This window comes from Streptomyces sp. JLYT201 (assembly GCF_059448825.1).
Map to the genome: position 1 here is coordinate 9,563,528 of NZ_CM182551.1, position 23,353 is coordinate 9,586,880.

24 protein-coding genes are annotated in these 23,353 nt (G+C 72.6%); 11 read left to right on the plus strand and 13 right to left on the minus strand.

The genetic code is table 11. From position 1 onward, the window contains the following. Together AC5WAM_RS40175 and AC5WAM_RS40180 are read right to left on the minus strand one after the other, a co-directional pair. Complete coding sequence (locus AC5WAM_RS40175; RefSeq protein ID WP_495520709.1) at positions 1–903, minus strand: fumarylacetoacetate hydrolase family protein; 903 nt, start codon at positions 901–903, stop codon at positions 1–3. Between the two features lie 212 nt (positions 904–1,115). After that, the gene (locus tag AC5WAM_RS40180; protein WP_495520710.1) at positions 1,116–2,129 is read right to left on the minus strand and encodes a hydroxymethylglutaryl-CoA lyase-like TIM-barrel protein; all 1,014 of its coding nucleotides are present in this window, start codon (positions 2,127–2,129) and stop codon (positions 1,116–1,118) included. An 826-nt stretch (positions 2,130–2,955) separates the two neighbouring features. On the opposite strand from AC5WAM_RS40180, the gene AC5WAM_RS40185 reads away from it, so the two are divergent. The 3 genes from AC5WAM_RS40185 to AC5WAM_RS40195 all read left to right on the plus strand — a co-directional run bounded on the left by AC5WAM_RS40185 (position 2,956) and on the right by AC5WAM_RS40195 (position 5,742). Beyond that, positions 2,956–3,081: a hypothetical protein gene (locus AC5WAM_RS40185; RefSeq protein ID WP_495520711.1), complete on the plus strand. Its 126-nt coding sequence runs from the start codon at positions 2,956–2,958 to the stop codon at positions 3,079–3,081. A gap of 343 nt (positions 3,082–3,424) precedes the next feature. After that, the gene (locus tag AC5WAM_RS40190; protein ID WP_495523756.1) at positions 3,425–4,507 is read left to right on the plus strand and encodes a ferredoxin reductase; all 1,083 of its coding nucleotides are present in this window, start codon (positions 3,425–3,427) and stop codon (positions 4,505–4,507) included. A gap of 74 nt (positions 4,508–4,581) precedes the next feature. After that, positions 4,582–5,742 carry a fatty acid desaturase family protein gene (locus AC5WAM_RS40195; protein ID WP_495520712.1) on the plus strand — a complete coding sequence of 387 codons (1,161 nt, stop codon included), beginning with the start codon at positions 4,582–4,584 and terminating at the stop codon, positions 5,740–5,742. Here AC5WAM_RS40195 and AC5WAM_RS40200 read toward each other — a convergent pair. The 5 genes from AC5WAM_RS40200 to AC5WAM_RS40220 all read right to left on the minus strand — a co-directional run bounded on the left by AC5WAM_RS40200 (position 5,659) and on the right by AC5WAM_RS40220 (position 8,594). Further along, positions 5,659–6,408 carry a GAF domain-containing protein gene (locus AC5WAM_RS40200; protein WP_495520713.1) on the minus strand — a complete coding sequence of 250 codons (750 nt, stop codon included), beginning with the start codon at positions 6,406–6,408 and terminating at the stop codon, positions 5,659–5,661. The genes AC5WAM_RS40195 and AC5WAM_RS40200 overlap by 84 nt on opposite strands. Continuing rightward, on the minus strand, positions 6,405–7,157 hold the full coding sequence (locus AC5WAM_RS40205) for an ANTAR domain-containing protein (RefSeq protein WP_495520714.1): 753 nt from the start codon (positions 7,155–7,157) through the stop codon (positions 6,405–6,407). Before AC5WAM_RS40205 ends, AC5WAM_RS40200 begins: the two co-directional genes overlap by 4 nt. A 64-nt stretch (positions 7,158–7,221) precedes the next feature. Next, complete coding sequence (locus AC5WAM_RS40210; protein WP_495520715.1) at positions 7,222–7,641, minus strand: STAS domain-containing protein; 420 nt, start codon at positions 7,639–7,641, stop codon at positions 7,222–7,224. A 140-nt stretch (positions 7,642–7,781) separates the two neighbouring features. Beyond that, positions 7,782–8,168 (minus strand): DUF5994 family protein, encoded by a 387-nt coding sequence (locus tag AC5WAM_RS40215; RefSeq protein WP_495520716.1) that lies wholly within the window; start codon positions 8,166–8,168, stop codon positions 7,782–7,784. Between the two features lie 102 nt (positions 8,169–8,270). After that, the gene (locus AC5WAM_RS40220) at positions 8,271–8,594 is read right to left on the minus strand and encodes a hypothetical protein (protein WP_495520717.1); all 324 of its coding nucleotides are present in this window, start codon (positions 8,592–8,594) and stop codon (positions 8,271–8,273) included. Positions 8,595–8,954: 360 nt separating this feature from the next. Between AC5WAM_RS40220 and AC5WAM_RS40225 the strand changes: the two genes are divergently transcribed. Beyond that, positions 8,955–9,341 (plus strand): DUF5994 family protein, encoded by a 387-nt coding sequence (locus tag AC5WAM_RS40225; RefSeq protein ID WP_495520718.1) that lies wholly within the window; start codon positions 8,955–8,957, stop codon positions 9,339–9,341. A gap of 10 nt (positions 9,342–9,351) precedes the next feature. On the opposite strand, the gene AC5WAM_RS40230 is transcribed toward AC5WAM_RS40225, so the two are convergent. The 3 genes from AC5WAM_RS40230 to AC5WAM_RS40240 form a co-directional block, all read right to left on the minus strand. Beyond that, on the minus strand, positions 9,352–11,679 hold the full coding sequence (locus AC5WAM_RS40230; RefSeq protein WP_495520719.1) for a beta-galactosidase: 2,328 nt from the start codon (positions 11,677–11,679) through the stop codon (positions 9,352–9,354). 256 nt (positions 11,680–11,935) lie between these two features. Continuing rightward, positions 11,936–12,307 carry an STAS domain-containing protein gene (locus AC5WAM_RS40235; protein WP_366793415.1) on the minus strand — a complete coding sequence of 124 codons (372 nt, stop codon included), beginning with the start codon at positions 12,305–12,307 and terminating at the stop codon, positions 11,936–11,938. Between the two features lie 262 nt (positions 12,308–12,569). Then, positions 12,570–13,844: a dienelactone hydrolase family protein gene (locus AC5WAM_RS40240; RefSeq protein ID WP_495520720.1), complete on the minus strand. Its 1,275-nt coding sequence runs from the start codon at positions 13,842–13,844 to the stop codon at positions 12,570–12,572. A gap of 185 nt (positions 13,845–14,029) precedes the next feature. Between AC5WAM_RS40240 and AC5WAM_RS40245 the strand changes: the two genes are divergently transcribed. From AC5WAM_RS40245 to AC5WAM_RS40255, 3 genes are all read left to right on the plus strand, one after another. After that, positions 14,030–14,653, plus strand: a complete 624-nt coding sequence (locus AC5WAM_RS40245; RefSeq protein WP_495520721.1) for a TetR/AcrR family transcriptional regulator — start codon at positions 14,030–14,032, stop codon at positions 14,651–14,653. Then, positions 14,650–15,501, plus strand: coding sequence for an alpha/beta fold hydrolase (locus AC5WAM_RS40250; RefSeq protein WP_495520722.1), 852 nt, complete (start codon positions 14,650–14,652; stop codon positions 15,499–15,501). Before AC5WAM_RS40245 ends, AC5WAM_RS40250 begins: the two co-directional genes overlap by 4 nt. Positions 15,502–15,576: 75 nt before the next feature. After that, positions 15,577–16,332 carry a uracil-DNA glycosylase gene (locus AC5WAM_RS40255; RefSeq protein ID WP_366793419.1) on the plus strand — a complete coding sequence of 252 codons (756 nt, stop codon included), beginning with the start codon at positions 15,577–15,579 and terminating at the stop codon, positions 16,330–16,332. 6 nt (positions 16,333–16,338) lie between these two features. Here the strand turns inward: AC5WAM_RS40255 and AC5WAM_RS40260 are convergent, their stop codons facing one another. From AC5WAM_RS40260 to AC5WAM_RS40270, 3 genes are all read right to left on the minus strand, one after another. After that, positions 16,339–18,732, minus strand: coding sequence for an ATP-binding cassette domain-containing protein (locus tag AC5WAM_RS40260; protein ID WP_495520723.1), 2,394 nt, complete (start codon positions 18,730–18,732; stop codon positions 16,339–16,341). A gap of 148 nt (positions 18,733–18,880) precedes the next feature. Continuing rightward, the gene (locus AC5WAM_RS40265) at positions 18,881–19,294 is read right to left on the minus strand and encodes a VOC family protein (protein ID WP_366793421.1); all 414 of its coding nucleotides are present in this window, start codon (positions 19,292–19,294) and stop codon (positions 18,881–18,883) included. Between the two features lie 9 nt (positions 19,295–19,303). Next, the gene (locus AC5WAM_RS40270) at positions 19,304–19,825 is read right to left on the minus strand and encodes a helix-turn-helix transcriptional regulator (RefSeq protein ID WP_366793422.1); all 522 of its coding nucleotides are present in this window, start codon (positions 19,823–19,825) and stop codon (positions 19,304–19,306) included. Between the two features lie 194 nt (positions 19,826–20,019). Between AC5WAM_RS40270 and AC5WAM_RS40275 the strand changes: the two genes are divergently transcribed. The 4 genes from AC5WAM_RS40275 (at position 20,020) to AC5WAM_RS40290 (ending at position 23,306) form a co-directional block, all read left to right on the plus strand. Further along, positions 20,020–20,682, plus strand: coding sequence for a hydrolase (locus AC5WAM_RS40275; protein ID WP_242714449.1), 663 nt, complete (start codon positions 20,020–20,022; stop codon positions 20,680–20,682). Between the two features lie 5 nt (positions 20,683–20,687). Continuing rightward, the gene (locus tag AC5WAM_RS40280) at positions 20,688–21,209 is read left to right on the plus strand and encodes a DoxX family protein (protein WP_495520724.1); all 522 of its coding nucleotides are present in this window, start codon (positions 20,688–20,690) and stop codon (positions 21,207–21,209) included. Between the two features lie 85 nt (positions 21,210–21,294). After that, positions 21,295–21,879, plus strand: a complete 585-nt coding sequence (locus AC5WAM_RS40285) for a Dps family protein (RefSeq protein ID WP_495520725.1) — start codon at positions 21,295–21,297, stop codon at positions 21,877–21,879. Further along, the gene (locus tag AC5WAM_RS40290) at positions 21,879–23,306 is read left to right on the plus strand and encodes a dihydrolipoyl dehydrogenase family protein (protein ID WP_495520726.1); all 1,428 of its coding nucleotides are present in this window, start codon (positions 21,879–21,881) and stop codon (positions 23,304–23,306) included. Before AC5WAM_RS40285 ends, AC5WAM_RS40290 begins: the two co-directional genes overlap by 1 nt. Positions 23,307–23,353 lie beyond the last annotated feature (47 nt).

The following is a 23,353-nucleotide window of genomic DNA, read 5'->3' on the forward strand; positions in this document are numbered from 1 at the left end:
TCACCCTCCTTCACTGTGGGATGCGGGGTACCGCTTGTCGTGGCGGCCCGTCGCCCGCTGGCGGACGGGGTGGGTCAGCGCGCCGACGTCCTGGACGACCGCCTCCACCGTGTCACCGGCGTGGATGACCGCCGCTCCGGGAGTGCCGGTGCAGATGACGGTGCCGGCGTCGAGGGTGCGTCCGGCGCTGAAGTACTCCACGAGGCGGTCGAGGCCGAACTTCATGTCGGCGGGGGTGGCGGCGGCGACCGTCTCCCTGTTGCGGACGGTGGCGATGCGCAGGGAGGTGAGGTCGTCGTCGCCGAACTCGTCCAGGGTGACCAGGACCGGGCCGACGCTGCAGAAGGTGTCGAACCCCTTGGCCCACGGGATGTGGCGCGGGTTCTCGCGGATGACGTCCTCGGCCGTCATGTCGAGGACGGCGGTGACGCCTCCCACGACGGAGCGCCAGTCGGCCCGCTCGACGTTCTTGCAGCTGGTCTTGATGACCAGGCCCAGTTCCGCTTCCGCGGTGACCCGCTGGGACTGCGCGGGCAGGTCGATGTGGTCGCCGTTGCCGATGAGGCAGTTGGCCGGGCGCAGGTAGGAGCCGGGGCCGGAGCGGGGCTGTTCGGACTCCAGGTCCTGCGAGTGGCGCCGGTAGTTGAGCCCGGCGCCCCAGATGTCGGCTCCCGGGTCGACGACGCTGGGGGCGAGGTCGGGGTCGGGCCGGACGGGGGTGAGGGCGGGCGCGTGCCGCTCCAGGGCGCCGGTCAGCTCCCGTGACGGGGCCTCGCCGAGGAGGTCGCTGATCCGGCTCACGCCGGCGTACCCGGGCACGTCCGACAGATCGAACCACTGGTCGCGGTGGTGTACGGCGATGCCGTATCCGGTGGCGGGCGTGCCGGTCCTGCTGATTCTCATGGTGATCTCCGTAGGTGGGCGGGCCTGGCGGCGGTCCGCCGGTCGGCAGGGGACGTTCTTCCGGGCCGGTGCAGCCCGGAGCGCCCCGAGCGGGGTGTGGGCACGTCTCCGCCCGGAGCGGGCCGAGCGTGCGGAGCCCGGCGGCCGGTGACGAGGCCGCGGACGGCCTCCGGGACCTCCCGCTGCGGCGGGATCCGGACGGATCAACAGATTCAGGCGCCGATCCTGCTGGCGGCGGCGCGGAAGTCGTCCTTGCGCGGACTGTGATCGGCGATCTTCACGGCCGTCTCCATGAGCCGCGCCGGGTCGGTGTCGTGCTCCTCGGCCAACTTCTCCACCAGCGGGAAGTAGCCCGAGTGGATGCCGATCACCGCGCCGAGGACCTGCATGGTGCGGTCCTCGGCGATGGGCCGCATGTTCTCCCGGCAGTACTCGGCGAGCCGGGCGAGTTCCTGGTAGTCGAAGAGGTCGGTGTCGAGGAGCTTGATGACACCGGCCAGCGACTCGATGGCGGCGTTTCCGGAGCCGCGGCCGATGCCGTCGAGGGTGGCGTCGACGATGGTGGCTCCCGCTTGCAGGGCGGTGATGCTGTTGATGTTGGCCATGCCGAGGTTGTCGTGCCCGTGGAAGCCGACCACCGGGACGTTCTCACGCACCGCGCTCACGTACGTCTGTACGTCGGCGGGGAGCATCGCGCCGTAGGAGTCGACGACGTAGACGCCCGCGATGTCGGGGCTCACCCCGTCGAGCAGGCCGACGAGCTCGCGGACCGGAGTCGCGCTGGACTTCATGAGGTTGAGGTACACCTGGCCGCACAGTTCGGTGGCGCGCCGTAGGTAGTCGAGGTGCTCGGGGACCCGCTCGGGCTCCATGCCGATCCGGATGAAGGACATCCCGCGATCGCTCATCTGCGCGATGGTGTCGAGGCGGGTGAACTCCGGCTGGGCGAACATGCCCCAGGGCTTGCGGGTGAGGGCGGAGCGGGCGATCTCGGCCCAGCGGAAGTGGCCTATGTTGCACGCTTTGATGCCGCTGCGCTCGGCCTCCAGGCCGATTCCGTGGCCCACCTCCACCTTGGCCACCGGAATGGTGTCAAGGCGGGTGAGCAGTTGCGTCGCGAATTCCTCGTCGAGCTGGAAGTCGACGGCGTAAGAACCGTCGCGCAGCGTGCAGTCGAGCAATTCGATGGCGGGCAATTCGTCGGGCCGGTCGTCCGCTAAGGACATGGCGATACTCCTTGTTTTTGGCAGCACGGATGACGTCTTCCCGTACGGGTGAAGAAAAAGGGATTCCGGTAATGGCGGAAACATGTGGGGAAGCGGTAGCCCCTTGTGCTGTGCCGTACGGGGATACGCGTTCCCAACCCCAGGTGCCGTAGACACAAGTAGAATCTTTGACCGAATAACACGCCTGGGGCGCCTCGGAACCCGCCGATGTCGATCACCGGGCCCGCAGGGTGTGAGGTGGCGGGATATCTACCACCCTCACTGCTCGGGGCAGGATCGTGATGTCGACGTTCCGGATCGCCACGAAGGCCGATCGAATGGGCCAGGGCGGGAGTTGCGGCGGCGCGGGCGCAGAGTTCCAGTCGACATGGCACGAAGTGCGCCGCCCCCCTTGACGGACGCGCCGGGAGGCTACTGCGCTTGTCGGCGTCTCACGGAGGACTCCGGCCTGCGGGCCGAGGTGGCCGGTCGGCAGACGGCGGGGGTGCGGACCGCGGTGCGCCGCTCGGTGTTCGGCAGCGCGGTGTTCACCGAGGAAGTCCGGGACGGCGATCAGCATGGCCGCTGCGGCGGCGCTGCGTGACCTGGGTGCATCCAGCGACCCCGCAGAGGCGGACGCAGGGCTGGTCGTACGCCGAGTTCTCCGCGATCAGCAGAGAGAATCCGGGACGCCGCGTGTCGAGACGCAGGCGCCACAGGAAGGCTCGGTGCAGCTGGTCCCATCCCCAGGGGGTGGTCCCGGAGTTGGCGGCGTACAGGGCGCCGAGCTCGGGAAGGTGGTCCGTGACCTGGCACCGGGTCGACGGGCGGCGTCACCGGCATCACCGTGGCCTCCCGGTCCGGCCTGCGGACCCTGGACGCGCTGCGGTTCTGGGGCTGGCCGGACGTCGCGCCCGCCTCCTACGGCGGCCCCCTGTTCGACCCGTGCCGCATACTCCTTCCCGGCCCGTGAGGGGCCGCGGTCGCTCAGTGGGGGCGTGGTCGGTCTAGGGCAGCATCACCATCTGGCCATCCTCCGGCCGTCCCGCCACGCCGCACCCTGGGCGTCGCTGCATCCCCGCTGGCAGGGGCGGTGCGACGGATGGCGCAAAGCTTCCCGGCGGCGGTGTGGGCCGCCGCGGGGTGTGCTTCGCTCGGCTCCGGCGGCCCGGCGACGACGGCGGGTCGTCGAGGTGCGGGTCCGGTCGTCGAGGTGCGGGCCCGACCGGATCGCAGACCCCCAGGGGAGGGGTACCGCCGTGTCCGTGAACTCCCGCTCGTCGCCGTTGTCCCTGCCGCCCGCCGTCGCCTCCCGGCTGGCCGCGTGGGCCGACGGACGGTCCGGGCGTCGCGCCCTGTCGGCCGCGTCCTGGCTGACCAGCCCGCTCTCGCCGGACGACTACCTCGGTCTGCTCGACCCGCTGTGGTCGGCGCGGCACCCCGCGGGCCGGGTCACCGCCGTGCTCCCGGAAGGCCCCGGGGCGGCCACTCTGGTGATCCGGCCGGGCCGGGGGTGGCGCGGGCACCTGGCCGGGCAGTACCTGCCGGTCGGCGTCGAGATCGACGGCGTACGGCACTGGCGTACGTACTCGATCACCTCACCGCCCGCCGACGCGGTCGCCATCACCGTGAAGGCGCAGCGGGGCGGCCGGGTCTCCCCGTACCTGGTCCACCGGACCGGGCCGGGCACCGTGCTCCGACTCGGCCCGGCACAGGGCGAGTTCGTCCTGCCGCGGCCGCTGCCCGAGCGGCTGCTGTTCGTCACGGCGGGCAGCGGCATCACCCCGGTCATGGGGATGCTGCGCACCCTGGCCGGCCGTCCCGGCCCCGTACCCCACACCGTGCTCCTGCACAGCGCGCCGTGGCCGGAGGAGTGCCTCTTCCGGGCCGAACTCGCGCTCCTGGAGACGCAGATGTCCTGGCTGACCGTCCAGCTGACGTACACGCGTACGGACGGTCGGCTCACCCCGGACCGCATCGCGGAGCTCTGCCCGGACTGGCGCCGACGGGATGCCTGGCTGTGCGGACCTTCCGGGCTGCTCGACGCCGCCGAGAGGAGCTGGGCGGCCCAGGGCGTACGGGAACGGCTGCGCGTGGAGCGCTTCCGGCTCGCACCCTTGCCGCCCCGGGGAGGCGCCGCCGCCAGCGCGCCGGTCCAGTTCGCTCGCAGCGGTGTGGAAGCGGACGCGGAGCCCTCCGTGCCCCTGCTGGAGGTCGGCGAGGCGGCGGGCGTGACGATGCCGTACGGATGCCGTCGCGGCATCTGCTTCGGCTGTCTCGCGCCGCTCGCCGCGGGGCGGGTGCGGGATCTGCGGACCGGTGAAGTGCACGGTGAACCAGGCGAGTTGATCCAGACCTGCGTCAACGCGGCCGCAGGCCCCCTCGCCCTCGATCTGTGACCCGGCCGGTTCCCCGAGGGGCTCCGGCCGACGAGCGGTCCCGCCGGACCGCACCACACCCCCAGGGAGACACCATGCCCACGACCGTCGCCTACCTCAGCGATCCCGCACCGGCGGCGCCGGACGCCGACCGCACCGAACAGCTGGGCCGCGAACTCGACCGGCTCCGCGCCGAGGTCGTCGCGGCACGCGGCGCGGACGACGCCCGGTACATCCGTACGGTGATCGCCGTGCAGCGAGGCTGTGAGGCGGGCGGCCGGGCCGCCCTCGCCGTGTCCCTCTTCCCGCCCGCCTGGATGGCGGGCACCGCGCTGCTCGCCGTCGCGAAGACACTGGAGAACATGGAGCTGGGCCACAACGTCCTGCACGGTCAGTGGGACTGGCTGGCCGACCCGGCGATCCACTCGACCACCTGGGAGTGGGACTTCGCCAGCCCCGCCGACGCCTGGAAGCACACCCACAACCACCTGCACCACACGTACACCAACGTCGTCGGTCGCGACCGCGACCTCGGCTACACGATCCTGCGCATGAGCCCGGACCAGCCCTGGCGGCCGCACCACGCGCTCCAGCCTTTCTACGCCGCGCTGCTCGCGCCCGTCTTCGAGTGGGGGATCGCCCTGTACGACCTGGAGGCCGACGCCGTGGCGCAGGGTCGCAAGAGCGTGCGCGCCTTCCTCCACGACGTGTCGGGCTTGGCGCGCAAGGCCGTGCGCCAGGCGGCCAAGGACTACGTCCTGTTCCCGCTCCTCGCGGGCCCTTCCGCGCTGCCCTGCCTCGTGGGGGCCCTCACCGCCAACACCGCCCGCAACATCTGGGCGCACACGGTCATCTTCTGCGGTCACTTCCCCGGCGAGGTGCGGACCTTCACGGAGGAGCGGCTCGTCGACGAGACCCGCGGCGAGTGGTACGTGCGGCAGATCCAGGGCTCGGCGAACATCGAGGGCGGCCCGCTCCTGCACGTCCTCACCGGCAACCTCAGCCACCAGATCGAACACCACCTCTACCCCGACCTGCCCAGCAACCGCTACGCCCAGCTCGCCCCGCGCGTGCGCGAGATCTGCGGCCGCTACGGACTGCCGTACGTCACCGGGCCGTTGTGGCGCCAGTACGCGTCGATGTGGGGCCGCGTGCTGCGCCACGCCCTGCCGTCACACGCGGGCCTCGGGAGCCGGGATGACGGAGGTGTCGAACGTGCCGTCGACGATGCGCCGGGCGAAGTCCGTCAGGCGTAGGTGGTGCGAGCGGGCGTACGAGCGGAACGCGATGAAGGCCTCGTCGACCGAGGTGTCCCAGCGCTCGGCGAGCACGCCCTTGACCTGCTCCACCAGGATCCGGCTGGTGAGCGCGGAGTTCAGCTGGGCGTTCTCCACGTGTGACTGCTCCAGCGTGCGCTGCTGGAGGATCGTGATGGTGGCCACGTCGGCGAGCGCCTGGGCCAGGGCGATGTCTTCCTCACCGAGTGGGTGCGCGGAGGTGTGGAACAGATTGAGGGCACCCACCACCCGGTCACGGAGCCGCAGGGGGATGGCGTGCGTGGCCACGAACCCGATCGCGCGGGCCCGTGGCGTGAAGCGGGGCCAGGCGGCGGCCGCCTCGGGAAGCCTGAGGTCGATGTTCGTGCGGGGCTCGCCCGCGTGGAAGCACTCCACGCAGGGACCCTGGTCGTGCTGCCGGGCGAACAGTTCCAGGAGGCGGGTGTGCTCGTCCGAGGCGGCGATGACCTGAAGTTCGCCGTGGGCGTCGGCGAGCAGGATCCCCGCGGCGGCTACGTCCAGGAGTTCCACACAGCGTGTCGAAAGGCGCTGTAGCAGGTCGAGTACGTCGAAGTCGTCGATGAGCGAGTCCGCGATCTCGACGAACACCCTCGCGAGCCGCTGTTCCCGGGCCATGCCGATCATCCCTCTCCACCGTCGGGCGAATGAGGCCCGTTCCTATCGTCGTCGAATCGCAGCCGTCGGGCCACGACGTCGTCTGCTACGTCACCGACAGGGCGCTCGCTGCCGAAGGCGAAGGCGCGCAGCCGCACCAGGGCCTCCACCATCGAGACGCCGAGTTGGACGCTGATCATTCCGGTCGCCTGGTGCACGACGGCACGGTGCAGCCCGGCGGTCGGCCACAACCGCCCGTCGTCACTCGTACTACTGGCATGCGTAGGACCCCTCCCGTTCATCAGGGCTGCCGTCAGGGCGGCGGACAGTGTGTTCGCGTCCAGGAGTTGCTGGTCGGTGAGGCCGCGCTCACCGTCGCACAGCAGGGTCAGTATCCCGAGCCGTGCGGCGCCCAGGCCGAGGGGGAAGCAGCACACTCCACGCACCCCGAGCCGCTGCGCCGCGGGCAGCAGCGCGGGCCAGCGGTCGGGGCGCACCTGGCTCAGGACCGGTTCCAGTACGGGCACCCCGGCGTGTGCGGCGTCGGGGCCCGGGCCCTCGCCGAGCGTGAACTGCAGTTCCTCGAACCGGAGGCTCAGCTGGGGGAAGGACCACAGGGGCTCCGGCGTGCGGGTGCCGTTCACGGTTGCCGAGGACTTGGGGAAGACGGACACGGTGACGCCCGCGACCCCCAGCGCGCGCGCACTGGTCTCCGCAGGATCGCTGTTGCTTCCGGGGTGCAACGATCGGAGCGCCTCGGCCATGCCGTCGCTGGTCACCGGTCTCCGTTCCGCGGAGGCCGGGACCTCCCCGTGCGGGACTCCCGGCGGTACTGACCGTACCTCACGCGTCACCGTTGTGAGCGGCCCGCCGGATCGGTCCGGGAAGGGCGGCCGTGTCTTGCCAGGCGTCCTGGGCGCTGGCGTACCCGGGGAACCGGTCGATGACGCCGCCGGCCCGGAAGACCAGCCGGGTCGCGGGGCGCGTGTAGACGAGCCGGACCCAGCCGTGCCGGGTCCGGCAATCGGCCCAGGTCTCGTTCAGCGGCCTGAGGACGCTTCCGTCCATGAAGGTCACCTCGGTGAGATCCACGATGAGACAGAGCCGCCCGGCACCGGCGCGGGCGAGACGCAGGTCGTGCGCCAGCGGCGACACGGTGGTCAGGTCCAGCTCGCCCCGGGCGCGGACGAGACGGCAGTCGTCGAACAGCTGGGGGAGGGCGGCCCGGTCGGCCGACTCCGAGGGATCGGGATGAGAGCTCATCCGTCCCATCTCCTCAGGAAGGTTGCTGCTTCGCGTTGCGCAGAGCCTCTGTTGCGCCGGGCTGCATGCACGGAGAGGGCCGGGTCCGGGGCGACCGTGTGGTGAGCGTACTGGAACACGGGGCGGCGCCGCCGGGACCGTCACTCTTTTGTGAAAGCTGCGGCCATCAGACGCGGTCCCTCCCTGGCGTCGGTCAGGTGCGGTACGACCAGCAGGTCCCAGCGCCCGGCTCCGGGGGCGAGCAGACAGGCCGTGGCGGGGGCGTGCACGGCGGAGTTTCCGTGCAGGTGGAGCACCTGCCCCGCGCAGAGCATCCGGCCGGGGAAGGCGGACCAGCTGGCGGTGCGCACGGTGACGTGGACGATCTGCGTCCAGGTGTGCGGCAGTGCGCGCAGCAGGCGCGGAAGCTCGGTGACGAGGTCGTCGCTGTGGGGCCACCAGACGCCGTCGATGCTGCGGGGACCACCTTCGGCGGGTGCCAGGCGCAGCCGGGTGAGGGAGCGGGGGTCGACGAGGGGGGCGGTCATGTTGATCTCCCTGGGAGGGCGGCGAGGCGGGGTGCTGTGCGGGCCGCGGCAGGGGGCGTTGACGTGCCTCGGGCCGGGGCCGGGTGCGTGGTGGCGGTCGGCTCAGGGGTGTGCCGTCTCGTCGGCATGGGTGCGGCGCGCCTGCGACCCGCTGTCGATCAGCCAGGTGTGCGGGGCCGGTGTCGTCGGGCGGGTCCGCAGGGTGTCGACCGTGAGGTGCAGCCGGACGCCGTCGCCCTCGCTGCCGGTGGGGTAGCTGCGGGGCTCGTCGCAGAGCAGGCGCTCGCGCAGGACCTGTGCCACCCGCCAGGCCGCTTCGGGGTCGTCGGCGACGATGCGGACCTGGACGCTGCCGTCGGCCATCGGGTGTGCGTCATCGCGGGTGCCCGGTGCGGGAAGCGGAGTGCGTACGGTGATCACCGGCATGGTGTCGACCTGTCCCCGAACCCGTAGGTGCTGAGCCCGGTGCTCTGGACCGAGAGGGCGACCGGCAGGGAAGGCGGTCGGGAAACGCTCCCAGTGGCTATGAGCCTACTCCTGCGGCCCGCCCCACCACGATCGCGCGCACGGACCGGCCGTACACGTCACGCTCCGTGTGCGCGATGACCAGGAGTAGGCTGGAAGAGCTGAGGTGTCCTCGCCGCTCAGCGGCCCCCGTGCGCGTGCCCGTCCGTGGTGGCCACTGCACCTGGGAGGTGTGCCATGCGTGACGATCCGGCCGGTCCTGTCGTTCCTCCGACGGAATCCGGAATCCAACAGACGTTTCCCGGCGCGGCCGTGCTCAGGATGGCGACGACATCCCGGCGCGACGGCACCTTCGACGGAGTGTGGTGGCCCAGGTCGCGGAATCTCGCCGCGCAACTGCCCGTCCTGATCCGCGCGTTGACCGACAGGCTCGGTACGGTCGCCCGGATCGGCCTGGACGCGGGGGCGTGGGACGCGCACCTCCACTCGGTGGCCGTCGATGGTCACCTGGTCCGTATCGACTGGTCCGAGGTCGACGACCACACCATGCTCGTCACCCGCGGCCACCAGGACATCTTCTCCTTCCTGATGCTCCCGTGGTACGCCGAGGAGCGGGCGGCCCACGCCGCCATGACCCTGGCCGTACAGGACGGCAACAGCGCGTCGGCCGCGGAGATCCTCGCCGCGACCGGTATCCCCGCCCGCTGACCCCCGGCGACTACAGCTCGTCGAGGTGCCAGTGCTGGCTGGTGTCGCCGGAGTCGTCCTGTTGGACGATCTTCGCGCCGTCCGCGGTGGAGTTGGCCGCGACGCCGAGGACCTTGCCGCTGTGGACGTTGACGAGTTTCACATAGCCGCCACCGGTGTCGGCCAGGCGCCACTGCTGGTTGGCGCCGCGCGTGGCGGGCCACTGGATGACGGGGGCGCCGGGGCTCGTGGACTCGCTGTGGACGTCGATGTGCTGTCCCGAAAGGGAGTTGGCGAACGTGGTGAGCCCGTGGGACAGGGTGGTGCGGCGCCACTGCTGGTTGGCCTTGCCGTGGCGGGGCCACTGGATGAGCTGCACGCCCTGGGCGGTCGACTCGTCGGGTACGTCGAGGGCCTTGCCGCTGCGCCGGTTGGTGAGGACGTAGGCGCTCTGGAGGGCGGCGGCGAAGCCGATGGGCTTCGGCGTCGTCCGGTGCAGGTCGAAGACGACGATCTCGTTGCGCCCGGTCCGCAGCCAGGGCGCGGGGCAGTACAGGCGCTGCTGCGGGCCCACGGACCAGTAGCGCCCGAGGTGGTGGCCGTTGACGAAGACCACGCCCTTGGTCCAGGCGGACATGTCCAGGTAAGTGTCGCCGGTCCTGTCGAGGCTGAGGGCGGCGCGGAAGAAGAGGCCGCCTCTGTCACGGTCGCTGATGGCCGGGCGCAGGGAGGCCACGAACTCCTCGTCGACGGGCAGCGAGTACGTCTGCCACCGGGTGAGCGGGCCGTCGAGCGCGCCGGCGTCGGACAGCGACACCTGCCCGGTGATGCCCTTGCGGTCGACGTAGTGCCCGAAGTTCACCCGGCCCAGACCCTCCACCAGGATGTCGAGCGTCGGGCTCGGGCCCGCGTCGCCGAGGGCGAGGCTGCTGCCGGTGGTGACCTTCAGCGGTCCGGCGTACGAGGGCCAGACCGCGACCCGGCTGAAGCCGCCCTGGTAGGCGCCGTCGAGGAACACCGTGGCGTAGTCGTGCACGCCGGTGACGTGCAGGGTCGCGCCGTCGTATCCGGACAGGGGGCGGCGGTAGAGGACGAAGCCCGCGTTCTGGCCGTAGGTCTCCATGGGCTGGGCGGTGACCGTCCGGGACGGGGGCAGCGCCTGGGGCAGGTTGTCCCACAATGAGGCGTACGCCTCGGGCGTCACCGGGCTCGGGGTGATGGTGGGGATGGCCGCCGGGAGTGGAGGCAGCGGCTTCTCCACGTAGCTGTCGATGAGGGAGCGGTACGCGGCGTAGCTCGCGGTCGGGCGGCCCTGCTCGGTGATCGCCGCGCTGTAGTCGTAGCTGGTGATGTCGGGTGTGTAACCGCTGCCGTCGTCCGCGGAGTTGGCTCCGGCCCAGTAGCCGAAGCTGGTGCCCCCGTGAATCATGTAGATGTTGAAGGACAGCTCGGACCGCATGAGGCCGTGCAGGATCGGGGACTTGTCCTTGCCGATGCCGCCGAATCCGCTGTCGCCCCACGCCGTGAACCATCCGGCCCAGGACTCGCCGATGAACGCGGGCACCGCGGGGAAGGTGCGGCGGCAGTCGGCGATGGCGGCGGCGTCCCCGTCGGACAGGCCGATGGCGCCGCCGGGCACGTTGGTGCGGTTGGCCTTGACCTGGGCCAGGCCGTCCTGGGTGTAGAAGGGCCCGGGGACGCCCGCGTCCAGCCAGGCCCTGCGGATCTCGTCGACGTACGTGGCGTCGTCGCCGAACGAGCCGTACTCGTTCTCGATCTGCACCATGAGGACGGGCCCGCCGCCCGCGACGAGCAGGGGCTTGACCACCGGCGCGATCTTGCTGATGTAGCGGCGGACGGCTGCCATGTAGTGCGGGTCGGCCGCGGCCCGTACGCGGATCTTGGCCGCCGGGTCCTTGAGGAGCCAGGCGGGCAGACCGCCGAGGTCCCACTCGGCGCACACGTACGGCCCGGGACGCAGCAGCACCCACATGCCCTCGGCCTGGCACAGCCGGACGAACGCGGCGAAGTCGCGCCGGTCGGTGGTCAGGTCGAAGACGCCGGGGCGCTCCTCCAGGTAGTTCCACATGAGGTACACGCCGATGGTGTTCAGGCCCATCGCCTTGGCCATCTGGATGCGGTGGCGCCAGTACCGCACGGGGATGCGGCACGGATGCAGTTCACCGCTGCGGATCTGGAAGGGCTCCTTGTCGAGCAGGAACTGGCTGCCGTCCGCGGAGAATCCGAACGTGTGGTCCGCGGCGGCCAGGGGGCTCCTGGGCGCCGCGTGACCCTCGGTGGCCCAGGTGGCGGCGAGCGGGGTGAGGGCGCTGATGATCAGGAAGTCGCGTCGATCCATGGGGCGCTCCAGGGGGTGAGGAGAAGTCTGGCCCGGCGAACGTGGAGTGACGTCAGCTGCCTGTCGGCAGTGTGGGATTACGGTAGAGCGTGTTCGAGTGTGTTGGAAGGGGTGCGGTAATGGTTGTATGCCGTACCGTCAGATTCCTTTGGGGCACGGGGAGTTGACGGGGCGCCGCCTCGACGGACGCTGCGCGCCTTCGGCCTGGGCGACCATGGCCCGGACGGCGACGGCCCGTACGTGCTCCGCTCGTGCCTCAGGGGGTGGTCGGCGGATCCTCGCATCGGCCCCCGCCCGGGCCCTCCGGGTCGCGGCGGTGGACCAGGACCTCGTCGACCCCCGTGATGTGGAGCACCCGGCGGACCGGCTTCGACGCCTCGATCACGGTGATGCGGCCGCCCGCGACGCGGCAGTGCCGGTGGTGCGCCGCCAGGGCGTTGATCCCCGACGAGTCGATGAAGGCGACGTCGGTCAGGTCCAGCTCCACGCGGCGGTGCAGCAGGGGCGCCAGGGCGGCCCGCAGGGAGGGCGCGCTGGCGATGTCCAGATCTCCGTGTACGCGTACCAAAGCGGGGTCGAACCCCGAAACGATGTCCACGCGCAGGGACGAGGGAGAGGCGGCGGCCATGGTGGTGCCTTCCGGAGATTCACGGCGGTGCCGGTCAAAGACCATGCATACGGTAGTGATACCCACCAGGTCCGAGCATTTCCTTGGCGCAGACGTACCGGAAAGGCGCAAGTGAAGGGGGCGAGCGGACGCGTGACTGAACTGTCTTCGAACGGCTTTCCGGTCGTTCGAAGGGTGAGCGACGGCGGGCCGCCGGTGGTGCCGCGCGTGCCGCGGCGCCGCTCGGGGTCTCCCGGGAGCGGGCGCCGCGGCCCCGTGTGCGTCAGATCCCGTCGTCAGGGCGCTTGTTGATCTTCAAGCTCTTGGGGATGGCGGGCAGCAGCCGCTGCTTCGACGCCACCTCGCGGACGGTGCGGGGATCGGTGAACGTCTCCTGGCGCGCGGAGCGGAAGGTGAGGGCCGGACCGCCCTTGCGCAGATTGCCGCCCTGGGGCGCGGGCCCGTCGAGGGCGGGGAGGCGGTAGGAGGGGGCCTTGCGCAGGGCCTGCTCCAGGAACGCGGCGGTGAGCTGCGCGGCCTGGGCGCGGGCGGCAGCCGGGGACGCGACCTTGGAGGCCTTGCAGGGGCCGATCCCGCCGCCCTTGTCGGTGGCGGCGAGATTGGTGTTGATCATCCGGTGGCCGGTCCCCGCGAGCAGTACGTCCGCCGCGACCTTCGTCGAGCGCGACTTCGCGAGCGCCTTCATCGTCGAGCGCCCCGCCTGCGGCTGGACGTCCTCGTCGCAGGCGCCCCGGATGTTGAGGACGGGCACCTTGTGCGGCGCGGGCTCGGCGTTCTCGGCGGGCTCGATGGCCACGGTGCCGAAGAGCCCCGCGCGCTGGGCCGCCTTGGGGGACAGGACGTAGCCGCCGCCCCGGCTGTGCCCGACGAGGCCGACGCGGGAGGTGTCGATGCGCCCCTTGACCCCGGGGAGCTTCAGGCCGTGGTCGACGCCCTTGTTGAGGTCGGAGAGGAGCCGCAGATGGGCGCTGACCAGATCGGTGTAGCCCTTGGTGGCGTCGGTCTCGCCGCCCCACCAGATCTCGGGGGACACGACGTCGATGGACACGGCGACGAAGCCCTTGCGCGTGAGCGCCTGCACGACGTGCGACAGGCCCGCGTTCTGGCGCAGGTAGTCCGGCCCGAGGCCGCGCTCCGGCTTACCGGGCTTGGCGCAGACCAGCGGCCAGTGGGTCTTGACGGGGTTGCGGGCGACGACGTCGGACGCGTCCTTCGTGGTCACGCAGTTGTGGTGCGTGCCGTGCAGCACCACGACGACCGGGTGGGGCCCCTTGCCCTTGGGCATCCCGAGCACGCCGTGGACCTGGGACGGATTGCCCGCCGTCCTGCCGCCGGTGATCTTGAGGAGTCCCGGGGCGAGGCGATAGCCGGTCAGGCTCGCCGCGGCGCCGGTGCTCGCGGCGGCGGCGGTCGGGCGCGGGGACGCGGGGGTGCCGGGAGCCGCCGCCCGGGCGGCGGCGGTGCCGCAGGTGAGCGTCAGGGCGAAGGCGGCGGAGGCGGCCGTGAGGTGCGCCGCCCGGCGGGTTGCAGTGGTCATGGCTGAGAGGACGGCGGAAAGGGAGGACGCGTTCCCCTTCTCGGGAGGCCACGCCACCGGAACTGGTCGCCCCGGCCAGGCCTCCGGTCCTGGTCAGCGGCATGGACCCGCGCGATGCTTGACCAGTCTTAGAGAGGTCTCTAAATTCAGGTCATTCTCCAACTCTCTGGAAGGGGCGTGCGCGGATGCTGCCGGTCGAAGGGGGACTGCGTGAGCGGCACAAGGCCCGGCGGCGGAGCCGGATCCTCGAGGCGACGCGCGAACTCCTCCGGGAAGGCGAGGAGTCGGTCATCAGCACCGAGCGGATCGCCGAGCGGGCGGAGGTCGCCCCGGCCACCGTGTACAACCTGATCGGCCCGCGCGAGAGGATCTGGGAGGCCCTCGCCGAGGGCTTCATGGACGAACTGGAGCACCGCCTGGCGGCAGCGGAGGACGTCGGCCCGAGAGAGGTCGTCCGCTCGACCGTCGAGCTGTTCGTGGAGGACCCGGTGGTGTCGCGGCGCATGGTGCGCGCCTGGGAGGCGAGCGGCCTCGTGTTCGCCCGCAGCCCGCTCGTCCAGCTCCGCCGGGCGCTGGCGGACGCCCGGGCGCGGGGCGTGCTGCGCGCCGACGTGGACACGGACGCGCTGGCCGCCGCCGTCGGCACCTCGTGCGTGGGCGCGCTGCACCAGTGGGTCGCCGCCCTGATCGACGACGACCGGTTCCTCGCGCGGGCCCTGTTCGCCCTGGACGTCGTGCTCGCCGCGGCGGCCGCCGACCCCCACCGCGACGCACTCCTGTCGCCGCTGCGGGCCGGGGGCGCGCGATGACGGCCGGAGCCCTGCCCCGGAGGTTCGTGGGCCGCGACGGGATCCGGCTCGCGGCCGACGTCTGGGGCGAGACGTCCGCGCCGCCCCTCCTGCTGCTGCACGGCGGCGGCCAGACACGGCACGCCTGGGACCGGACGGGACCCCGCCTCGCCGCGCTGGGCTGGCGAGTCGTCGCCCCCGACCTGCGCGGGCACGGCACCAGCGGGTGGTCGCCCGACGGCGACTACGACCTCGACCTGTTCGCCGACGACGTACGGGCGCTCGTCGCCGGGCTCGGCGCGCAGCCGGTGGTCGTCGGCGCCTCGCTCGGCGGCCTGAGCGCGCTGCTCGCCGCCGGAGAGGCGCCCGTGGCCGCGGTGCGCGCGCTGGTGCTCGTCGACGTCGCCCACCGGCCCGATCACCGAGGAGTACGCCGGATCATGGAGTTCGTGCGCGCCCGACCGGACGGGTTCGCCAGCGTCCGGGAAGCGGCCGAGGCGGTGTCCGCCCATCTGCCGCACCGCCCGCGCCCCGACGACCCCGACGGGCTGCTCAAGAACCTGCGGCGCCACGGCGACCGCTGGGTCTGGCACTGGGACCCCCGGATCCTCGACAGCTTCGAGGGCCGCACGGACCCGCCCGGCAGGGCGGAGCGCGTCCTTGCCGCCGCTCGCCGCGCCGATGTGCCGATCCTGCTCGTGCGCGGCGGGATCAGCGACGTGGTGGGCGAGGACATCGCCGAGGAGTTCCGCGCCGGGGTCCCGCTCGCGCGGCGCGTCGACGTGGCGGGCGCGGGGCACATGGTGGCGGGCGACCGGAACGACCACTTCGTCGATGCGATCGTCCCGTTCCTGGAGGGGCTCGCCTGACGGGAGGGGCCCGCCCGGGCCCGCCCGCGCCGGGACTACCGTGGAAGCCCACCCCTCCCGCGATCGGTGCACGGCATGGAACCTCTGGCTGAGCTGGACGCCCGCGTCACGGAGTGCGCGGCCTGCCCGCGCCTGGTCGCGTGGCGCGAGGAGGTCGGGCGGGTGAAGCGCGCCGCGTTCCAGGACTGGACGTACTGGGCCCGGCCGGTGCCCGGGTTCGGGCCGCCGGACGCCTCGCTGCTCGTCATCGGGCTCGCGCCCGCCGCGCACGGCGGCAACCGGACGGGCCGGATGTTCACCGGCGACCGCTCCGGCGACGTCCTGTACCGGGCGCTGTACGACCTGGGCCTCGCGTCCAGCCCACTGGCGGTGTCCCTGGACGACGGGCTGACGCTGCGCGGCGTACGGGTGACCTCACCGGTGCACTGCGCCCCGCCGGACAACAAGCCGACGCCGGGGGAGCGGGACACCTGCCGCCCCTGGCTCGTGCGGGAGCTGGAGCTGCTCGCGCCCCGGCTGCGGGCGGCGGTGGTCCTCGGCGCGTTCGGCTGGCAGGCGGCCCTGCCCGCGTTCGCGGCGGCGGGCTGGCGGGTGCCGAGGCCGCGCCCGCGCTTCGCGCACGGCGCCCGCGTCACCCTGGAGCGCGCCGCACCGCTCGCGGACGGCCCGGGCCCGGTCACCCTGTACGGCTGCTTCCACGTCAGCCAGCGCAACACGTTCACCGGTCGGCTGACCCCGGACATGCTCCGCGACGTCCTGCGGACAGCGGCGGGCGAGGCGTGCGTGCCGCCCTACGCACCGCCCGAGTCCCCGCCGTCCGCGCGCGGTTGACCGAGGTCAGGCGCCGACGTACGCCGCCAGGTGCGCACCGGTGAGCGTGGAGCGGGCGGCGACGAGCTCGGCGGGCGTGCCCTCGAAGACGACCCGGCCGCCGTCGTGCCCGGCGCCGGGGCCCAGGTCGATGATCCAGTCGGCGTGCGCCATGACCGCCTGGTGGTGCTCGACGACGATGACGGTCCTGCCGGAGTCGACGAGCCGGTCGAGCAGGCCGAGCAGCTGCTGGACGTCGGCGAGGTGCAGGCCCGCGGTCGGCTCGTCGAGCACGCAGATCACGCCGTCGCCGCCCTTGTCGGCCAGGTGCGCGGCCAGCTTGAGCCGCTGCCGCTCGCCGCCCGAGAGCGTGGTCAGCGGCTGGCCGAGGCTGATGTAGCCGAGCCCGACGTCGACGAGCCGCTGAAGGACCTTGTGCGCGGCCGGGGTGCGGGCCTCACCGGCACCGAAGAACTCCTCGGCCTCGGTCACCGACATCGCGAGCACCTCGCTGATGTCGCGGCCGCCGAAGCGGTACTCCAGGACCGAGGCGTCGAACCGCCTGCCCTCGCACTCCTCGCAGGTCGTGGAGACACCGGCCATCATCGCCAGGTCGGTGTAGATCACTCCGGCGCCGTTGCAGTGCGGGCAGGCGCCCTCGGAGTTGGCGCTGAAGAGCGCCGGCTTCACGTCGTTGGCCTTGGCGAACGCCTTGCGGATCGGGTCGAGAAGGCCGGTGTACGTCGCCGGGTTGCTGCGCCGCGAGCCCCGGATCGGGCTCTGGTCGACCGTCACCACGCCCTCGGCCGCCGGGATCGATCCGTGCACCAGCGAGCTCTTGCCCGACCCGGCGACACCCGTGACGACGGTGAGCACTCCGAGCGGGATGTCGACGTCGACGTCCTGGAGGTTGTGCGCGTTCGCGCCGCGGATCTTCAGCGCCCCGGTGGCCTCGCGCACCGTCTCCTTGAGAGCGGCCCGGTCGTCGAGGTGGCGCCCGGTGACGGTGCCGCCGGCGCGCAGGCCGTCGACGGTGCCCTCGAAGCAGACGGTGCCGCCCTGCGCACCCGCGCCCGGGCCGAGGTCGACGACGTGGTCGGCGATCGCGATGGTCTCCGGCTTGTGCTCCACGACGAGCACCGTGTTGCCCTTGTCCCGCAGCCGCAGGAGCAGCTTGTTCATCCGCTCGATGTCGTGCGGGTGCAGACCGATGGTGGGCTCGTCGAAGACGTACGTGGTGTCGGTGAGCGAGGAGCCGAGGTGGCGGATCATCTTGACGCGCTGCGCCTCGCCGCCCGAGAGCGTGCCCGAGGGCCGGTCGAGCGCCAAGTAGCCGAGACCGATCTCCACGAACGAGTCCAGGGACCGCTGGAGCGCCGTGAGCAGCGGCGCGACGGACGGCTCGTCGAGGCCGCGGACCCAGGAGGCCAGGTCGCGGATCTCCATCGCGCACACGTCGGCGATGGAGAGCTTCTTGATCTTCGACGACCTGGCGCCCTCGCTCAGCCGGGTGCCCGCGCACTCCGGGCAGGTGGTGAAGGCGACCGCCCGCTCCACGAAGGCGCGGACGTGGGGCTGCATCGACTCCTTGTCCTTGGCCAGGAACGACTTCTGGATCTTCGGGATCAGCCCTTCGTAGGTGAGGTTGACCCCGTTGACCTTGACCTTCGTCGGCTCGCCGTAGAGGAAGTCGCGCATCTCCTTCTTGGTGAACCTACGGATCGGCTTGTCCGGGTCCAGGAAGCCCGACTGGGCGTAGAGCCCCACGGTCCACACGTTGTCCGACTTCCAGCCGGGGATGGTGAACGCGCCCTCGGCGAGCGACTTGGAGTCGTCGTAGAGCTGGGTGAGGTCGATGTCGGAGACCGAGCCGCGGCCCTCGCAGTGCGTGCACATGCCGCCGGTGCGGTGATAGGTCGCCTTGACCGCCTTCTTGTTGCCGATCGCGATCGCGCCGCTGCTGCGGATCGACGCGGTGTTGAAGGAGTACGCGCTGGGCGGGCCGATGTGGGGCACGCCCAGTCTGCTGAAGAGGATCCGCAGCATCGCGTGGGCGTCAGTGACCGTGCCGACCGTGGAGCGCGGGTCGGAGCCCATCCGCTGCTGGTCGACGATGATCGCGGTAGTCAGGCCGTCGAGCACGTCGACCTCGGGCCGGGCCAGGGTCGGCATGAAGCCCTGTACGAAGGCGCTGTAGGTCTCGTTGATCATCCGCTGCGACTCGGCGGCGATCGTGTCGAACACCAGCGAGCTCTTGCCGGAGCCGGAGACCCCGGTGAACACGGTGAGCCGCCGCTTGGGCAGCTCGACGCTGACGTCCTTGAGGTTGTTCTCGCGCGCGCCGTGCACGCGGATCAGGTCGTGGCTGTCGGCGACGTGCGGTGCGGGCGACTGCGCCTGCGTCCCGGTGGCCTTGCTCATCGTGTCTCCTTGTGTGTGCGGGCCGTCCGCTCGTGTGTGCGGGCCGTCCGCGCGGCCTCCGCCCGTGTCGCCCGGCCTGATCCGATCGGTGGAGCCCCCCCCCGTGGCACTGGGCCGGGGCCCTGTCGCAGGGGGCTTCGGCGGGGTCCTACTGCTTGCGGGGCTGGTTGAAGCGGACCATGTTGCCCGCCGGGTCGCGGAAGGCGCAGTCGCGCACGCCGTAGGGCTGGTCCATGGGTTCCTGGAGCACGTCGGCGCCCGCGGCCCGCACGCGCTCGAAGGTCGCGTCGACGTCGTCCGTCGTGAAGATCACGCCGCGCAGCAGGCCCTTGGCGAGCAGTTCCGCCATCGCCCGCCGGTCGGCCGGAGCGGCGTTGGGGTCGGCGAGCGGCGGCTCCAGGACGATCTCCACGTCCTGCGCGGGCGACCCGACGGTCACCCAGCGCATCCCCTCGAAGGCGACGTCGTTGCGGACCTCCAGGCCGAGGACGTCGCGGTAGAAGGCGAGCGCCTGGTCGTGGTCGTCGACGGCGATGAAGCACTGCGAGAGCTTGATGTCCATGCCTCGACGCTACGAGGCGCCGGCCGAATCCGCTTCTCCGATCGTGACCGGTTTCCCGGCGGCCCGCGAGGAGCCGTTCCCGCCCGCTCCCCGGTCGTCGGTCCGCTCCCCGGACCGCTCCGGCGCCAGGGCCGGTTCCCCGTTCCTGACCGGCCGCGTGTGGACCTTGGCGACGCACGCAGGGATCCCGGCGCCCGCCCCGTGGTCCCGGGCCCGGTACGCGCTGGGGGACTCGCCGACCAGCTCGGTGAAGCGCGAGCTGAACGACCCGAGCGACGTACAGCCGACCGCGAAGCACACCTCGGTGACGCTCATGTCGCCGCGCCGCAGCAGCGCCTTCGCCCGCTCGACGCGACGGGTCATCAGGTAGTTGTACGGCGTCTCCCCGTAGGCGGCGCGGAAGCTGCGCGAGAAGTGGCCGGACGACATGAGGGCGACCTTCGCGAGCGCCGGGACGTCCAGCGGCCGCGCGTAGTCGCGGTCCATCACGTCCTTGGCGCGGCGCAGCCGCGCCAGGTCCTCCAGATTCATGGCCACAGCATCGCACGGGCCCCTGACCCGCCGCCCCGACCTGCGGGGCTCCGGGGCGTGCGGGTTGTGCGCTGCCGTGCCAACTCCTGGGCGCGGGACGAAAAGCCGGGCGTCCCGGCCGGTCGTAGCTTCCTGGGGTGCCGAGCCGCGGACGCGGTCGGCGCGCTACCGAACCGCCTGTGAAAGGACCCCCCATGTTCGACGTCACCAAGGTGCAGGCCGCCCCGAGCTCGGACCTCCTCACGCCCGACAACGCGGTCATGCTCTTCGTGGACCACCAGCCGCAGATGTTCTTCGGCACCGGGAGCGGCGACCGCTCCTCGATCATCAACAGCACCGTGGGCCTGGCCAAGGCGGCCCGGGCCTTCGACGTGCCGGTCGTCCTGACCACGGTCGCCGCCGAGTCCTTCTCCGGGCCCCTGCTGCCGCAGCTCGCCGAGGTGTTCCCCGGCCACGACGTCGTCGACCGCACCTCCATGAACGCCTGGGAGGACGAGGCGCTCGTGGCCGCGGTCAAGGCGACCGGACGCAAGAAGATCGTCCTGTCCGGCCTGTGGACCGAGGTCTGCCTGGTGCTGCCCGCGCTCTCCGCCCTGGAGCAGGGCTACGAGGTGTACGTCGTCTCCGACGCATCCGGCGGCGTCAGCCCGGCCGCCCACGAGCACGCGCTGCAGCGGATGGTGGCCGCCGGAGCGGTCCCGGTCACCTGGGTCCAGGTCCTCCTGGAGCTCCAGCGCGACTGGGCGCGCCAGGAGACCTACGGCGCGGTCATGGACATCGTCAAGGCCCACGCGGGCGCGTACGGCCTGGGCGTCGTGTACGCGCAGAGCATCCTCGGCGCGCACGCGGCGGGCTGACCGCCTTGGACACCGGCATCCTGCTCCTGCGCCTCCTCGCGGGCCTGCTCGTCGCGGGCCACGGGGTGCAGAAGATCAGCCCCTGCCTCGGCGGCAAGGGGCTGGCGGGCGGCACGGAGGAGTTCCGTGCCGACGGCTTCCGCGGCGGCGTCCTCACCGCCCTCGCGGCGGGCGGCGGCCAGATCGGATCGGGCCTGCTGCTCGCCGCGGGCCTGCTGACCCCGCTCGCCGCGACCGGGGCCATCGGGGTCATGACGGTCGCCCTCACCGTGAAGTGGCACAACGGCCTCTGGGTGCAGAACGACGGATACGAGTACCCGCTCGTCCTCATCGGCACCGCCGCCGCCCTCGCCGCCACCGGGCCCGGCGACTACTCCCTCGACGCGGCCGTCGGCCTCACGCCGTACCCGCTGTGGTGGGCGGCCCTCGCGCTCGCGGCCGGTCTCGGCAGCGGGCTGCTCACCCGGCTCGTCCTGCACCGCCCGGCCCCGGCGACGCCGCGGCCCGCCGCCCGCGCCGAGGGCTGAGCACGCCCCTCAGACCGGGCCCGGCCGCTCCGCGACCCCCGACCGGACGGCCGGGCCCTTCCGCCCTCTAGACCAGGAGCATTCGATGAACACCGCTACCACCTCGCCCCCGCACGGCGGCGGACAGCCGCTGCTGCACCAGAAGGGCCCCGAGACCCAGGCCTTCGGCACGCTCAAGCAGCTGCCGATCGGCCTCGGCCACGACACCCGCGGGTACGCCTGCCAGCGCCTGAACCGCGTACTCGCCGACACGCAGATCCTCTACTCCCTCTACAAGAAGCACCACTGGCTGATGCGCGGCGCGACCTTCTACTCGCTGCACCTCATGCTCGACCGGCACGCCGCGGCCCAACTGGCCCTCGTGGACGAGCTGGCCGAGCGGATCCAGAGCCTCGGCGGCGTCGCGGTCGGGGACCCGCGCCACGTCGCGGAGCTGACCTCGATCCCCCGGCCGCCGGACGGCGTGGAGCAGGTCCCCGTCATGCTGTCGCGGCTCCTCGACGCGCACGAGCGGATCCTCATCGACGCGCGGGACGCCGCCGCCCGGCTCTCCGCCGAGGGCGACGAGGGCGGCGCCGACCTGCTGGTCTCCGGCGTCATCCGCACCGGCGAGGCCCAGGTGTGGTTCCTGGCCGAACACCTCGTCGACACGCCGCTGGTGGGCGGCTGATGGAGGACACGTACGACGTCGTCGTGGTCGGCGGCGGCCCCGGCGGCGAGGTCGTCGCCGACCGGGCGGTCCGGGCGGGACTGACCGCCGCCGTCGTCGAGGCCGGGGCGGTCGGCGGCGAGTGCTCCTACCGCGCGTGCGTGCCGAGCAAGGCCCTGCTGCGGCCCGGCGCCGCCCGTCAGGCCGCGCTGTCGGTCGACGGGGCCCGGCAGTCGGTCACCGGGGCGCTCGACCCGGTACGCGTCCTGGCCCGCCGGGACCGCTTCACCGCCCGCGGCGACGACTCGGGCCAGGCCGACTGGCTGGCCGGGGCGGGCATCTCCCTCGTCCGCGGGCACGGACGGCTCGCGGGGGAGCGCCGGGTGGAGGTGACCGGCGCCGACGGCACGGTCCGCGCCCTGTGGGCCCGGCGCGCCGTCGTGCTCAGCCCCGGCACGGATCCCGCGCTGCCGCCGGTCGACGGCCTCGACCGGATCGGCGTGTGGACCAACCGGCAGGCCACGACGTCCGACGCGGTGCCCGAGCGGCTCGTCGTCATCGGCGGCGGAGTGGTGGCCTGCGAACTGGCCACCGCCTGGCGCTCCCTCGGCTCCGCCGTGACCCTGCTCGTCCGCGGCCCGTCCCTGCTGAGCGACTGGGAGCCGTGCGCGGGCGAGGAGGTCGCCCGGGGCCTGACCGCACTGGGCGTGACGCTGCGCTTCGAGGCCGCGGCCACCCGGGTCACCCGCGACGCGGCCACCCGCGCCGTGACGGTCGAGACCGACGACGGCACCGCCCTCGTCTGCGACGAGGTCCTCGTCGCCGTCGGCCGCCGCCCGCGCACCGACGACCTCGGCCTGCACACCGTCGGCCTCACGGCCGGTGCCTGGCTCCCGGTCGACGACACCTGCCGGGTCACCGCCGTGGACGGTGACTGGCTCTACGCGGTCGGCGACGTCAACCACCGTGCGCCGCTGACCCACATGGCCAAGTACCAGGCCCGCGCCTGCGCCGCGGCGATCGCCGAACGGGCCGCTGGCCGCCCCGCCGACACCGGGGGCTGGCAGGCCTGGGACGCGCGGGCCGGCCACGCCGCCGTCCCGCAGGCCGTCTTCACCCGCCCCGAGGTCGCGAGCGTCGGCCTCACGGAACGCGCGGCCCGCGCCGCGGGCCTGCCGATCCGCACGGTGGAGTACCGCGTCGAAGACGTCGCGGGCGCCGCGCTGTACGCCGACGACCACCGCGGCCGCGCCAAGCTCGTCGTCGACGAGAGCCGGGCCGTCGTCGTCGGCTGCACCCTCACCGGGCCGCTGGCGACCGAACTCATCCACACCGCCACCGTCGCCGTCGTCGCGGAAGTCCCCCTGGAGCGGCTGCGCCACGCCGTCCCCGCCTTCCCGACCGTGAGCGAGGTCTGGCTGCGGCTCCTTGAGGCGTACGGCCTCTGAGGCGCCCCGCCCACCCTCGGGGACGCGCCGCGCGCCCGCGCCCCACC

Coding starts and splice junctions, on each gene's coding strand:
- AC5WAM_RS40240 (WP_495520720.1), bottom strand. CDS start 13,844: ATGACCACTGCAACCCGCCGGGCGGCGCACCTCACGGCCGCCTCCGCC.
- AC5WAM_RS40215 (WP_495520716.1), bottom strand. CDS start 8,168: ATGACCGCCCCCCTCGTCGACCCCCGCTCCCTCACCCGGCTGCGCCTG.
- AC5WAM_RS40225 (WP_495520718.1), top strand. CDS start 8,955: ATGGCGACGACATCCCGGCGCGACGGCACCTTCGACGGAGTGTGGTGG.
- AC5WAM_RS40220 (WP_495520717.1), bottom strand. CDS start 8,594: ATGCCGGTGATCACCGTACGCACTCCGCTTCCCGCACCGGGCACCCGC.
- AC5WAM_RS40255 (WP_366793419.1), top strand. CDS start 15,577: ATGGAACCTCTGGCTGAGCTGGACGCCCGCGTCACGGAGTGCGCGGCC.
- AC5WAM_RS40180 (WP_495520710.1), bottom strand. CDS start 2,129: ATGTCCTTAGCGGACGACCGGCCCGACGAATTGCCCGCCATCGAATTG.
- AC5WAM_RS40175 (WP_495520709.1), bottom strand. CDS start 903: ATGAGAATCAGCAGGACCGGCACGCCCGCCACCGGATACGGCATCGCC.
- AC5WAM_RS40235 (WP_366793415.1), bottom strand. CDS start 12,307: ATGGCCGCCGCCTCTCCCTCGTCCCTGCGCGTGGACATCGTTTCGGGG.
- AC5WAM_RS40285 (WP_495520725.1), top strand. CDS start 21,295: ATGAACACCGCTACCACCTCGCCCCCGCACGGCGGCGGACAGCCGCTG.
- AC5WAM_RS40275 (WP_242714449.1), top strand. CDS start 20,020: ATGTTCGACGTCACCAAGGTGCAGGCCGCCCCGAGCTCGGACCTCCTC.
- AC5WAM_RS40210 (WP_495520715.1), bottom strand. CDS start 7,641: ATGAGCTCTCATCCCGATCCCTCGGAGTCGGCCGACCGGGCCGCCCTC.
- AC5WAM_RS40230 (WP_495520719.1), bottom strand. CDS start 11,679: ATGGATCGACGCGACTTCCTGATCATCAGCGCCCTCACCCCGCTCGCC.
- AC5WAM_RS40260 (WP_495520723.1), bottom strand. CDS start 18,732: ATGAGCAAGGCCACCGGGACGCAGGCGCAGTCGCCCGCACCGCACGTC.
- AC5WAM_RS40250 (WP_495520722.1), top strand. CDS start 14,650: ATGACGGCCGGAGCCCTGCCCCGGAGGTTCGTGGGCCGCGACGGGATC.
- AC5WAM_RS40290 (WP_495520726.1), top strand. CDS start 21,879: ATGGAGGACACGTACGACGTCGTCGTGGTCGGCGGCGGCCCCGGCGGC.
- AC5WAM_RS40265 (WP_366793421.1), bottom strand. CDS start 19,294: ATGGACATCAAGCTCTCGCAGTGCTTCATCGCCGTCGACGACCACGAC.
- AC5WAM_RS40245 (WP_495520721.1), top strand. CDS start 14,030: ATGCTGCCGGTCGAAGGGGGACTGCGTGAGCGGCACAAGGCCCGGCGG.
- AC5WAM_RS40270 (WP_366793422.1), bottom strand. CDS start 19,825: ATGAATCTGGAGGACCTGGCGCGGCTGCGCCGCGCCAAGGACGTGATG.
- AC5WAM_RS40200 (WP_495520713.1), bottom strand. CDS start 6,408: ATGATCGGCATGGCCCGGGAACAGCGGCTCGCGAGGGTGTTCGTCGAG.
- AC5WAM_RS40195 (WP_495520712.1), top strand. CDS start 4,582: ATGCCCACGACCGTCGCCTACCTCAGCGATCCCGCACCGGCGGCGCCG.